Raw genomic sequence first — 13,410 nt, 5'->3', positions numbered from 1 at the left:
CCCCATGAAGATCAAGTTCAAGTCGCAACCCTATCAGACAGCGGCGGTCGAAGCCGTGGTCGATTGCTTCGAAGGCCAGCCCAACACGGCGGCCCAAGTCTATCGGATCGATCCCGGTGTCCGCGCGCAGATGCGCGCCGACGAAGACGGCTTTCGCAACGCTGATATCGCCCTGCCTGCGAGCCAAGTTCTGGAAAACATCCGCAAGGTACAACAGCGCCAGAACCTGCCCCTGTCGACAAGCCTCAGCACATTTGTCGATGACAAGGGCAAGCCCAAGCAGGCCAGCTATAAGGCAGGCGCGGCCATAAACCTCGACATCGAGATGGAGACCGGCACGGGCAAGACCTATTGCTATATCAAATCCATCTTCGAGATGAACAAGCGCTATGGCTGGTCCAAGTTCATCATCATGGTGCCGTCGATTGCGATCCGCGAAGGCGTGGCCAAGTCGCTGGAGATGACGGCAGAGCATTTTGTCGAAAGCTACGGCAAAAAGGCGCGGTTCTTCATCTATAACTCCAAGCGGCTGCACGAGCTGGAGAGCTTTTCCTCGGACGCGGGCATCAACGTGATGGTGATCAACGTGCAGGCGTTCAATGCGAGCGGCGCTGATAACCGGCGGATTTACGAAGAGCTGGATGATTTCCAGTCCCGCCGCCCCATCGACGTGATTGCCAAGAACCGCCCTATCCTGATCCTCGATGAGCCGCAAAAGATGGAAGGCACGGCAACGCAGAACGCCCTGCCCAAGTTCAACCCGCTGTTCATCCTGCGCTATTCCGCAACCCACAAGACGGTCCACAACAAGGTGCATCGACTAGATGCGGTCGACGCGTTCAGCCAGAAGCTGGTCAAGAAGATCGAAGTGCGCGGCATTCAGGCCAAGGGTCTGACCGGCACGAATGCGTATCTCTATCTGGAAGGCATCCAGATTTCCAAAAGCGATCCCGTTGCGCGGGTTGAGATGGAGGTCAAAATGGCTTCCGGTCAAATCAAGCGCCTGCCGCGTAAGGTCGAGAAAGGTCGCAACCTGTTTGATCTGTCCAAGGGGCTTGATCAGTACCGGGATTTCGTCGTCTCAGACATTGATGCACGCGTGGATGAGGTGCATTTCACAAACGGAGCGGTACTGAAGGCCGGTGAGGCCAGCGGCGACATCACCGAACGTGACATCCGCCGCATTCAGATCCGCGAGACCATCGCAGCCCATTTCGACCGTGAAAAGCAGCTCTTCGCCAAAGGCATCAAAGTGCTGTCCCTGTTCTTCATCGATGAGGTGGCAAAATATCGGGACTACGACGCTGAGGACGAAAAAGGCGAATATGCCCGTGTGTTCGAAGAGGAATACGAAGCGCTGAAAGCCGAATACCTTGGCGAGCTGCCCTTAGAGGATGAGGCTTACCGAAAGCATCTGGACAGCATCGACGTCGGTGCGACGCACAACGGCTATTTCTCCATCGATAAGAAGGGCAAGCTTGTTGATCCCAAGGTGAAAGCGCGCGGTGAGTTCGCGGGGCTGACGGATGACGTTTCAGCCTACGATCTGATCCTGAAGGACAAGGAGCGCCTGCTGTCCTTCGAGGAGCCGACGCGGTTCATCTTCTCCCACTCCGCGTTGCGCGAGGGCTGGGACAACCCGAACGTCTTTGTGATGTGCATGCTCAAGCACAGCGACAACACCATATCGCGTCGTCAGGAGGTTGGCAGGGGCCTCCGCATTTCGGTCAACAAGAACGGCGACCGTATGGATCACGCAGCAACCGTGCATGACATCAACGTCCTGACCGTGGTGGCCAGCGAAAGCTATAAAGACTTTGTCGGCGGGCTTCAGAAGGAAATCGCCGAAAACCTGTCGGAGCGCCCGCGCCAAGCGAACGCCGAGTACTTCGAAGGTAAGTCGATCACGGTCAACGGCAGTGAAACCACTGTATCCAAGGACATGGCCAAACGCATCGAGCGTTATCTCATCAAGAACGACTACATCGATGACAACGATGGCATCACGCAAGCGTATCATGACGCGCGTGAGGCGGGCACGCTGGCCGCGTTGCCCGATGAGCTACTCGACCAACAGGAACAGATCCTGCAGCTGATCGATACCGTCTTCAACGGAAGCCAGCTCGAGAACATGATGGGCGATGCCCGTAAGCCCAAAGCGATCCCGCGAAACAAGAACTTCGAAAAGAAGGAGTTTCAGGAACTATGGCGGCGCATCAACCGGAAGGCTGTCTATCAGGTAGAATTTGACTCCCAGGATCTCATCAAGCGTTGCATCAATGCTTTGGACAGCAATCTGTTTGTCTCGCCTCTGCAATACGTCGTCACCGAAGGCAAACTTTCGGATGAGCTGACTGAGGCCCAACTTCGAACCGGAGCTGCGTTCAAGCAATCGGGTATACGCAGTGAGGAAAGCAGCTCTGCCCACTCGCTGGTTTCATATGATGTCATCGGCAAACTTGCCGAAGGAGCAGACTTGACGCGTGGGACGATCGGGAAAATTCTGACCGGAATGAGCGCTGCGAAGTTCTCGACGTTCCAGGCCAACCCTGAACAGTTCATCTCTGAGGCCTCACGCATAATCAAAGAGCAAAAGGCCACGACTGTCATCGAGCATCTGACCTATGATGCAACTACCGACAGATACGACACCGATATTTTCCCCGCGACCCAGAGTGGCACTGACCTGACGCAGGCTGCCGGGAAGTTGCGAAACCACATTTACGACTATGCTGTGGTCGACTCCGGGGTCGAACGAAAGTTTGTCGAAGACCTGGATACAAGCGATGAAATCGTCGTCTATTCGAAGCTACCGCAGGGGTTTCTCATCCCCACGCCTGTCGGGGACTACAATCCCGACTGGGCGATAGCTTTCAAAGAGCAATCAGTCCAGCACATCTATTTTGTTGCGGAAACAAAGGGCTCTCAGCCATCCCTCAAGTTCCGCGAGTTGGAACGCGAGAAAATCAAGTGCGCCAGAAAGTTCTTCGAGGAGATTGCGAACAGCGTCCCGAATGACCGGGTGAAGTATGATGTTGTGTCAGACTTTTCTGAGCTCATGTCTGCAGTTCGGGGCACTTAGCGATGCTTTGGAGATAGCCCATGTTCCGTGTTGATCTGAACCAAAACCGTTTGTCCCGCCTGTCCCAGAAACGCTTTTCTGATTTGAACCTACGGGAGCGCGACCATTTGCAAGAGTGGCTGGCCAATCAACCTGACGCCCTAGGGGAGGAATTGCTGATCATTCAGAAGGAGTTCGACGGGTTTGATGAAACCCGTGAACGCCTGGATCTCTTGGCGCTCGACAAGGACGGCAACCTCGTTGTGATCGAGAACAAGCTTGATGACAGCGGGAGAGATGTGACGTGGCAGGCGCTGAAGTACACCGCCTACGTCTCGGGCCTGACCAAGACGCAGATCGTCGATATCTACCAACAATACCTCGACCGCTATGCGGGCGGCGGCAATGCGGCCGTGCGGATCTGCGAGTTCATGGAAGTCGAGGAGTTAGAAGAGACCGTCCTAAACCCCGGAAATGACCAGCGGATGATTTTTATCGCAGCCAATTTTCGGCGTGAGGTCACGGCAACGGTCCTATGGCTCCTCAGCCGCGGAATTCGTGCACAATGCTTCAAAGTGACCCCGTACTCGTTTGGCGATGAGCTGATGGTCGATATTCAGCAGATTATACCGACGCCGGAAGCGGCTGACTTCATGATCGGGATGTCGAGCAAAGAAAACGAAGAGAAAGCCATCCAGGACACACAGAAGAAGCGGCACAAGCTGCGCTTGGACTTCTGGGAAGCGGCCCTTGAACAGCTGCGTGTCGACGGCGTTACACTTTACCAGAATATAAGCCCGACCAAAGATCATTGGCTCAGCGCAGGATCTGGGACCCGGTCTTGCCCCTATCAGATGATCTTCTCGAGAGATGAAGCGCGGGTCGAGATAAGCTTGCAGCGGTCAGAAACCGCAGAGAACAAGTGGCTGTTCGATCAATTATTTGGACAGAAAGATGCGATCGAGGCGGCGTTCGGTGCTGAGCTTGATTGGCGACGCATGGACGACAAAAAGGCAAGCCGCATCGTCTACGCTCAACCCTTTGACGGCTTCAATCGGGAAGCATGGCCCGAGATGATTGGTTGGCTTGCCGCTCATATCCAAAAACTGGAAGCGGCCTTCAGTGCCCCCCTTTCGCGCCTGAACCCTCAGGTTCGGTCTCAAGATGAAGCGACCTAGCTGAGGGTTAAGTTTCCAGAGATGTTGGCCAGGGCGGTGAACCCGCCCTGGCGCAGAGGTCACTCGGTGACCGGATCTTCATCGCGGCGCGGGAAGGCGACCATTTCGACATCGGGGAACATGCTGTGTTTGACATTGATCGACGTGATGTTGCCGCTGTCGTCGGTGTTCACGAAGAGGGCGCCGCAGCGGTCCCAGAAGTTCTTGCCGTCTTTTTCGCCGGATTTGACGTTCAGTTTCAGAGTTTGAGTGGCCATTTTTTGATCTTCACTTTGAGTGTTTCGATGAACATGACCAAAGCTGGCACCAAGGGGCTGTCAGCGAGAAACTTGCCTCGCGAGGAATGCGCTGGCGCAGGGGAATTTTCTTGTTGAAGCGGGGCTTGCCCCGCGTCTGCTACGGCTGCCCGCTTATGTTCAGCAATCGGAAGCACGGCAGTGAGAACGAAAAACTGGCAAACCCAAAATACTGCTGCGTAACTTACACAAGCCTCAAAAGAACCAGAACTAGAGACCACGGCCTGGCCAACTGAAGCCAAAATGACGGACGTAGTATTTGTCATGCATGTACTTCAGATCGTCTTCCCAATCCGAAATCGCATCCTCGTAGCCGCGTGACTGCATTTTTTTGAAGTTTTTCGCTAGACCGGCAATGTGATAAGCGATTTTTCTAAGCCTTAAGGCAGACTTTGGTTCGCCCCACATTCGAAGCGCCGAAATCCCTTCGACTGGTGGAAGATGCCCTGAGAAGCAGCGGTCCAGGATTAACTGCCGGGTTGATGCTGGCAAGCCATTTGTTTTCCCGACCGTATATCCGAGCACTTTCAGAAAGCTTTCCTCAGCCCTCTCAAAATCACCACCACCATGTCCACTTCCAACATCTGTGGTTGGCCATTTGAAGGCTTCCACCTCGGGCAAATCTCGGACCCTTCGCCTCCACTCCTTTTCGACAGCGGAAACAATCAAAAGGTGTTCGTTTTTCTTTTGGCCTGTCGAATTGGCTGCACGTGATGTGTTTGCCTTCCACAGGTTTAAGAGTTGCTCATTGTTTGACTTGGACAGGGAAGAGCGAATTCTTTTTCCGCTTTCGACGAGTGATGACATCTCTCGCTTCTGACGAGCTTCTACTTGCCGCTTCACCTCTTCTTTTCTGCGAGCTTCTTTTGATTTCCCCTTTTCCAACCTCTTTTGGGCTTTTTGCTCTTTGGCTGCCCGTTGTTGATCGAGATGCCGCTGCTTTCTAGCAGCAGTTTCGATAGTCTTTGCCCATGAATGAAAGTGTCGCTCGTAGATCAAGTCTATTTCCGCCTCGTGGCGGATGACGGTTTGCCCTTTGAAGGTCAGGCCGACCGTGAATTTCGGTCCTTCTTGCGGAGACCCGACCCACATTTCGTCTCTCATCACAGTGAAGAGGCGCACGAAAACCTGGTTGAAGATCGGATCGTCGCCAAAGCCGTGCAGTTCCTGATAAGCCTTACCGACAGCAACCCACTCTTTTGGCTGATCCGCCAAGCTGTTCAAAACAAAAAGCGCCAATTTTCGAACAGTATCGAGATTAAGTTCAAATTTGGATCTGCTCATTAGCATCCGCTTTCAAAGTATTCTAATTCGAGGCCAATGGATTTGCGTCCTCATCTCAAGAACCCCAGGCTGGCCGATCACCATAATTCACGCTCGCGCCAAATCCGCTTCCTCGTGCTCGAAGGCTGTCGCCATCTCCTTGATCTCCCTCTCCGGAGCCCCCAAGGTCCGAGCAACGTCGCGCCAAGCCATAGTCGCTTCTGCGACCTCTGCAATGATGCGATCTGCCTCGCCGCGTTCGAGAAGATAGGATTCATGTTGCGAGCGGTGCAGGGCGATACTGGCATCCGGATTGTCATCGTCGACATAGCTCTTGAGCACACGCGGCTGGTTCGGCACAGGGTTGATGTCGTAGGCCGGTGAGAGGTGCCAGCCGCCATGCCCACGCAGAAATCCGTGATTGCGCATGTGATCATCGAGGTTCGTGACGAGAATGGAAAAGGCAACCCGCCGGTAGAGTTCCTCGCGGTCTTGGTCGGGCGTTACGCTTTCTGAGGTGATGATGTCTGCCAGGTCCAGATAGCTGTAGCTTTCGCCATCCTTGCCGCCCAGCATCGCCATAGCTGAGATGAACGGGATCCTGCCGTCCTCGTTCCGGTCAAACCGATGGGACAGGAAAACCGGCTTGTCGCCAGCCATCTCAAGCGTGTGATCAGAAACCGTAATTCCGGCGCGTCTTGCCAGCTCCAGCGCTATAGCTTCCCAGCGTTCCACGCAATAGGTGTCCGTCTCTCTCGGGAACTTGGCGACAGAAAGACGGCCGTGTTGGTCGAGGATGCTGGCCTTCGGCCGAGCGCCGCCCAGAGAACTGCCCGGAGCAAACAGCATTTTCAGGTCCTCAGTGGTCTCTTCGCCGCACAGAACGCGTTGAGACGCATGAAGCAAATCCCCGAGGCTTACGAGCGCAGGTACACCTATACCCTCGGGTGCTTGAAACTCGCCATCAACCCTAAAGCGCAGCGCACCCAAACGGGTCTCGTCATTTACGCCAAGCAGGTAGTCGGTTTCTTGCAGTGTCCTCGGACGTCGCCCCTCGGCCTCTGCCATGCGCCCCTCATAGCGCCGCATGACCGTTCTGCCCCAGGTATCAGGGGCAGAATCCCCAAGCGGTGCGAGCATGTCTTGTCCGGCCTCAGGCACGAATTGCCCTTTAACGAGAGGCATGTCCGGCGAAAGCCCGAAGGCGTTTTCGTCGACAAGCCAATCGTCATGATAGGTAAAGGACACCCGCTCTCGGCCGCGCCCCGCTGTGCGGTGGAGCGTGCCGACCTGTTTCAGCCCCTTCCAGTCGATCCAGACCTCAACCATTTTTCAGTCTCGCACGCTGCGGGAGGTCATCCAGAGCCATCTGCTCACCGACCGGATCATCGATATCCCCCCAACCTTTCAAGAGGCCAAGCGCCTGTAACACGGCCACGTAAGTGCCGATCTTGACTGCGGGGTTCCCGCTTTCGATCTTGGCGATGGTCTGCCGCGTAGTGCCAGCGCGCTGCGCAACAATCTCGGCGGTCAACTTGCGGCGCAGTCGCGCAACACGAATGTTTTCCCCAAGTGTCACGAGCTCCTTACGTGCCGCCCTGGGCATTTTGATCGGAACAGCCATAATGATATCTCCAAGCGACACTAAGCCTCTATATGTTACGCTGATAAAACATTATTGTCAATTTTCGCCGCTCAACCTGACGATCCAACGCCCCTGCTCGCACCACGACTTATGTTATCTCATCATAACATTGACAGCATTAAGGTTACCATTACGAAACATGACCTGGTTACCTCACCGCACACATACAGCGCGTTTGCTCGAACGAAATGATTGCGTTACCTTCCTTCGAAAGTCACGCCTGCAGCCCCGCAGCGCGCACCTGTTCGGGCGTCACCAACTCTGACGCGATCAAATCCTCAATCTGCCGGTTGGTGATGTGGCGGCACAGGGGATGGCGCTCGTGGATCCACTCGGCGAGGCTCGCACGGCCCTTGGCTTCGGCCTCTCGTGCCTTCTCGCGGTCCGCCTGCACCTTGGCAAGCCCCTTCTCCCATCGGCGCATCTTGAACCAGTTGTCTGAGAAACAGACCTTGCTGCGCGTGTAGCCCTCGCTTTCCTTGGCATAAGCTTTGACCGCCTGCTTCAGATCATCGGGCTTCACCCCGGCCTTCATGGCTGCTGCGATCAAACGCAGACTGGTCCGCCGGTCTCGGATCCTGTCTTCGGGATAGGCCGCCAAGATCTTCTCAGCTTCAAGATCTTCAACCGCCTCCGCCGCCTCGCGCCTGCGCGTAGGTGGTTTATGGATGGTTTTAGGATGGTTTGGGGTCCACCGTGAACCCCGTACCCCGTTCACCGTGGACCCCGTACCGGGTTCAGGCTGGACGGGGTTCACAGTGACCCCCGTCTCAATGTCGGGCTCGGCTGTGGTTTCGAGCGCGGCCACGCGCTCCAGAACGATGCGGTAAATGACGGTGTAGCCATTCTTGCAGTGCCGCCGCCCCGTCTCAATCAGAATGCCTTCGCGCAGGAAGTCGATGATGGTGCGCTTGACCGTGCTCTCACTAAGCTCTGTGTGGCGCTGGATCGTCCCCTTGGAACACCAGATGCCTGAGCCGTCATCGCTCGCTTTGTCGGCCAAGAACATGATGATCTGCTTGCGCGCGGCGCTGCCAAAGCGGCGCTCAGCGCATTCATTTGCGATACGCCAACTCATGATCTCACCGCCAATTGGGTTGAGGTCAGACCGGAAATGCCGTAGGTATTGGGACGGAAATATTCTTCTATGCCGTTGAGGTGGGTGGCCGCCCCCTCAGCGGTTTTTCTTTGCCCTTTCGTCAGAGCAAGAGACTGTGAAAAACCGTTTACTTGGGCCTCGTAACCTATTGAAAAGTGACCCTGAACGAAACAAGTCCGTTTACAATTTTTCCCTTTAAAATCAAAGAAATTTTCCGGATTGCAAATCCGTGTACACCGGTTCGATTCCGGTACTCGCCTCCAGACGTCAGATTTGACAGCGCGATGCGCGACAGCTTTGACTGTTTTGCTCGCGTCGCCTCTGAAGGCGGATCTGGCACTTCACTCCAGGCGGTCAACTGAACTCATCGGCACTGCGCCTGCCCCCCGGATCAGGCCGATGTGGATGTCGGCACGCGCTGCCAATAGGCGGGACCGCAGGCGTTTTGTTCCAGAAACCGATAGCGGGCCGTTCGGCGGTCCGGGCTCAGGTGGACCTCCGGTGCGCTGCGGTCTTCGAAACGGTAGGGCAGCACCGAGCGCAGCTCTTGGGAATGCTCCTCAACTGCCCGGATCACCCAAGGCCGCGTGAACATGACCTCCCGTGTCGCCTCCTTGGGGCGCTGAAAGCCCTTAGAGGCCGGGAAGCTGATCTCCCCCTCGATCACGATGCCCAATGATCCGAGGAAATCGCGGTAGTCTTCCGTCAGACGTTCGACCCTGATGATGTGATCGGCGACACAGACACCGTTCACGGAGTAGACATCGAAATCCTGCGGCCAGCGACCGTCGTTGACAAATCTCTTGAAGCGCGGCTCAACCGGGCGTTCGGGGCGCCTGTTTCCCTTCCAGAAGAATGACGAGATCGCCTTTTCCCACGGGTTCCGCTCGGTGCAAACCACATCATAGTCGACGATCTGCTCGCCATATACCCGCAGCGCATCGCTGTATCTGGAATGGTTTTGCAGTTCGATGGTCTCGCCGGAATTGATATTCACGAATTGTGGGTTTTCGATCCGCGCCGCACAGTCGCCGCGCTGATATTCCTCGCGCGGGCGCAGCCTGGTGATCACATCCTGTGGCCCGCAATAGGCGCTAATGGCCAGCTCGATCGAGCTGCCCGCGGTCTTGCCGGGCTTGACGTAAACAAAGTTGTGCTTGTGGCTTACAATCATTTGAACGCGCCCTGAAGGTAGGTTATCGTCCGCTTATGACATGTGGGGTCACCTCAGGCAATGATCGCAAGCAGACGGTCAAGTGGCTCCGGTAGTTAGATAAAAACGAGTTTGAGGACGTGCGGGCGGCCTGGGCTGTCCCTGCTTAATCAGAGGGGCTCTGGTGGCGATACGCCCCTTCGCGAACCTCTCGCAGTCACGAGGATGAGTGTCGAACAGGGCATTGCCGGACAGAAAACCGTTTTGCAGGCTCAGCTTTGCAGCTGGCAGCGGTCGCGCGTCGGATCTCGCGGCCCCGGACGGTAGACCAGCGCCCCTTCGACAGTCCCAAAATAAGAATGAAGCAGTGCGCAATACTATGTCTGACCTCCCGGTAATCGCCTCCCTCTGGATTGGTGGCAATCTCAGCTATCTTGAGCAAACCTGTCTGAAATCCTTTGCCGATCACGGGCATCGCACCCTGCTCTATACCTACGAGACGGTCGACAACTGCCCGCCGGGTGTCGAGCTGATGGATGCAAACCGGATTTTCCCGGCGTCGGATTTCATCCGCCACAAGGTCTCCGGCTCCCCTGCGGTTCATGCCGACGCCTTTCGCTACAAGATGATTTCGATGCAGAATGTGATCTGGGTGGATGCCGACGTTCTCTGCGTCAAACCCTGGGATTTTCAGGACCAATGGGTCTTTGGCTGGGAAAAACCGGGACGGCTGGTCTGTAATGCAGTTCTGGGATTGCCCCGGTTTTCGCGAACGCTACAGCGGTTGAACACGTTCTGCGAAAACGAATACCCGATCCCGCCCTGGGTCAAGGGCGAGGAACGCGCGGCCCTGGAAGCGGCTCATGCGGCTGGCAACCCGGTTCATGTCTCCGAATTGAAATGGGGCGTCTGGGGGCCGTCGGCGCTGACCTATTTCCTGAATGAAACCGGTGAGATGGCGCATGTGAAACCGCAGATGGCCTTCTTTCAGATCTCTTTCAAAGAACGCCGGAACCTGCTGTCACCGGGCTATACCGTAGAGAAGAAGATCGACGAGGGCTGCTATGGTGTGCATCTGTGGAACCGTCGGCTGAGCCGACGCCTGATCACCCATGAAGGCGGCATTCCTCATCCCGACAGCTATCTCGGCCGCGCGCTGGTCCGGCATGATATCGACGCCGCCGCCGCACCGATCCCGGACCGGCCCCCACAGGGCAAACCCACTCAGGCCGAACTTGCCAAAGCCGCGGCTGCAACCGCAAAAATCCCGGCTCCGGCGCCACGGGCATCAGCACAACAGACCGCGCACCCCCTGCTCAAAATACCGCTGGATCGTCTCACGCAGAGCGCCCATTACCAGCGGGCGATCGACAATCTGGAGCTGCGGACCGAAACACTCGTGGATCGCCTCGCGCCGCTGGCAGAGCCGGTTTCCCACGACAATATCCTGATCCTCACCTCGATGAAGAACGAGGCCCCGTTCATTCTGGAGTGGATCGCCTATCACAAGGCAATCGGGGCGAAACACTTCCTGATCTACACCAACGACTGCCGCGACAATACCGATGCGATGCTCGACCGTCTGGCAGAACTGGGGCTGGTCACCCGCGTTGACAATCCCTGGGATCCGGCCTCCGGCAAGAAGCCCCAGCATGTCGCGCTGGAAGACGCCATGAAACAGCCTGCCTTCAAGGCTGCGGATTGGGTTCTGACCATTGATGTCGACGAATTTGTGAACATCCATGTCGGTGACGGCAGATTTGCCGATCTGTTCAGGGCCGCTGGCGATCCGAATGTGATCTCCTTTACCTGGAAATTCTTCGGCAATGGCGGGGTTGGCACCTATGAAGACCGCCCCATTATCGAACAGTTCACCCGCTGCGCGCCCGAGTTCATCCCAAAACCCAGGCTTGGCTGGGGGTTCAAGAGCATGGTGCATAAATCCGCGCCCTACACCAAGATAGGCGTTCACCGCCCGCTGAAGATCGACAACGAAGACAACGTCTCGCAGGTGCGCTGGGTCAACGGGTCCGGGCGCGTCATGCCTGATATGCTGCTCACCAACAACGGCTGGCGCTCCACCAAACGCTCGCTTGGCTATCGGATGGCGACACTGAACCACTATGTGCTGCGGTCGGCCGACAGTTTCCTGGTGAAACGGGATCGTGGGCGGATCAACCATACCGAGCAGGATCAGGGGATCGACTATTGGGCGCGCCGCAACTACGCCTCGGAAACCGACGGGCGGATGCTCAATCGCCTGCCGATGATGCGGGCCGAACTGGATCAGCTGATGGCGGATCCGCAGCTGGCACGCCTGCACGGAGAGGCCGTGCAATGGCATAGGGCCAAAATCGACGATCTGAAATCTCAGCCGGAATACGCCAATCTATATGAAAACCTGACCGAGGTCGCGCGCCCGGATGCGATCTACCTCACCAAGCTTGAGGATCAGGCCGAGGCAGGCACCCCGGCAGGTGTGCAGATCCCCGAACCGGAGGCGCTGCTGCTCTCTCCCGCCCAGATCAAGGCCAAGACCCGGCTGCTGAAAGAGATGGTGCAGGGCAAGATCCGCGTTGCGGACCTGAAAACACGCGAGGCCGAGCTGGGAGCCGATATCGATATCGCCGACCTCGCCCAGAAGATGCAGCGCCCCTCTGCGCCTGCGCCTGCCGTCGTCGCGCCTGCCCCGGCACCTGCCAGCCGCGTGGTCACGATCGCGCCGGCCGCTACCAATGCCCAGATCAAAAATCAGGGCGCCCTTGATCGTTCCGCCGTCAGGCGTCCGGACGCGCCGGACAGCGCCCAGCCGATGACCGGTGATGCACGGTTCACCGACATGCGTGCCCATGCCGCCCAGCGTGCCGGCTTCTTCTGGGAGGACAAGGACAACGCGCTGTTTTACGAGCCTTCTGGCAAGCGGCTGGTGGTCAGCTTCGACAATATCCATGTCGTCCAGCAAAAGGAGGGCCAGCGCTGGCCCTGGGGTTACAAGCTGCTGTCGCAGACCATGGGCTGTTCGGTGCTTGGCGTGATCGGCGCCAAGCGGAACTGGTTCCGCAACCCCTTTGTGCATGACAGCTTTGACCAGCTGCGCGACAGCGGCTTCTTTGCACAATTTGACGAGGTTCTGTTCTATGGCGCCTCCATGGGGGCCTTTGGCGCACTCACCTATTCGCAATGCGCGCCAGGCTCCAAGGTCTTTGCCATCGCGCCGCAGACCACGCTCGACCGTCGCATCCTGCCGGATGACAACCGCTGGGGCTGGACCGCGCGTCTGGATTGGGAGGACCGCTATGCGGATGCAGCGCAGGCGACCCAATCGGCAGAGGATGTCGTGGTCCTGTACGACCCCTATTTCGCGCCGGATGTAGAACAGGTGAACCGGCTCACAGGTGACAATATCCGCAAGATGAGGATGCCGTTCTTCGGCCACCAGCTGCCACAGGCGCTGGCCAATATGGACATCCTCAAACCGATGCTGAACGAAATCTGCGAGGGCCGTTTCACCTCCCAACGGTTCTACCAACTGCTGCGCGCGCGTCGCGACCTGCCCCGATACCAGCACGACCTCCTGATGAAGGCCGAGGAGAAAAACCACAGGAAACTGGCCATTCAGGTCTGCGAATACACGCTGAAGAAACGCAATGCGAAAAACATTCGCAACTCGCTGGAACGGCTGCGTGCCGAACTCGCCGAGGCAGAGGGCTAGGTC

Annotated in this window: 9 protein-coding genes; 3 read left to right on the top strand and 6 right to left on the bottom strand. The window is 56.9% G+C overall.

Features of this window, described 5'->3' with window-relative positions; all coding sequences use genetic code 11:
• Positions 1-4: 4 nt before the first annotated feature.
• A complete protein-coding gene (locus tag VXL81_RS15000; protein ID WP_416554922.1) occupies positions 5-3,082 on the top strand; it encodes a type III restriction-modification system endonuclease in 3,078 nt (1,025 codons plus the stop codon).
• Between the two features lie 20 nt (positions 3,083-3,102).
• Positions 3,103-4,239 (top strand): DUF4268 domain-containing protein, encoded by a 1,137-nt coding sequence (locus VXL81_RS14995; protein WP_416554920.1) that lies wholly within the window; start codon positions 3,103-3,105, stop codon positions 4,237-4,239.
• A gap of 59 nt (positions 4,240-4,298) precedes the next feature.
• On the opposite strand, the gene VXL81_RS14990 is transcribed toward VXL81_RS14995, so the two are convergent.
• The 6 genes from VXL81_RS14990 to VXL81_RS14965 all read right to left on the bottom strand — a co-directional run bounded on the left by VXL81_RS14990 (position 4,299) and on the right by VXL81_RS14965 (position 9,716).
• Complete coding sequence (locus VXL81_RS14990) at positions 4,299-4,496, bottom strand: hypothetical protein (RefSeq protein ID WP_416554918.1); 198 nt, start codon at positions 4,494-4,496, stop codon at positions 4,299-4,301.
• 249 nt (positions 4,497-4,745) lie between these two features.
• Positions 4,746-5,819, bottom strand: coding sequence for a cell envelope integrity protein TolA (locus VXL81_RS14985; protein WP_416554916.1), 1,074 nt, complete (start codon positions 5,817-5,819; stop codon positions 4,746-4,748).
• A gap of 87 nt (positions 5,820-5,906) precedes the next feature.
• Entirely contained in the window at positions 5,907-7,127 is a 1,221-nt protein-coding gene (locus tag VXL81_RS14980) for a type II toxin-antitoxin system HipA family toxin (protein WP_416554914.1), read from the bottom strand.
• Positions 7,120-7,422, bottom strand: a complete 303-nt coding sequence (locus VXL81_RS14975; RefSeq protein ID WP_171186123.1) for a helix-turn-helix transcriptional regulator — start codon at positions 7,420-7,422, stop codon at positions 7,120-7,122. The genes VXL81_RS14980 and VXL81_RS14975 overlap by 8 nt, the downstream gene beginning before the upstream one ends.
• 235 nt (positions 7,423-7,657) lie before the next feature.
• Complete coding sequence (locus VXL81_RS14970; protein WP_416554911.1) at positions 7,658-8,521, bottom strand: hypothetical protein; 864 nt, start codon at positions 8,519-8,521, stop codon at positions 7,658-7,660.
• Between the two features lie 412 nt (positions 8,522-8,933).
• Positions 8,934-9,716, bottom strand: a complete 783-nt coding sequence (locus tag VXL81_RS14965) for a hypothetical protein (protein ID WP_416539071.1) — start codon at positions 9,714-9,716, stop codon at positions 8,934-8,936.
• Between the two features lie 358 nt (positions 9,717-10,074).
• Here VXL81_RS14965 and VXL81_RS14960 point away from each other — a divergent pair, with 358 nt between their 5' ends.
• On the top strand, positions 10,075-13,407 hold the full coding sequence (locus VXL81_RS14960; protein ID WP_416554909.1) for a glycosyltransferase family 2 protein: 3,333 nt from the start codon (positions 10,075-10,077) through the stop codon (positions 13,405-13,407).
• The last annotated feature ends 3 nt before the right edge of the window (positions 13,408-13,410 follow it).

The organism is Phaeobacter sp. JH204B (genome assembly GCF_048055755.1).
GTDB classification, from domain to species: Bacteria; Pseudomonadota; Alphaproteobacteria; order Rhodobacterales; family Rhodobacteraceae; genus Phaeobacter; species Phaeobacter bryozoorum.
Note: the sequence above shows the minus strand (reverse complement) of the source record. Positions and strands in the feature narration are given on the sequence as shown.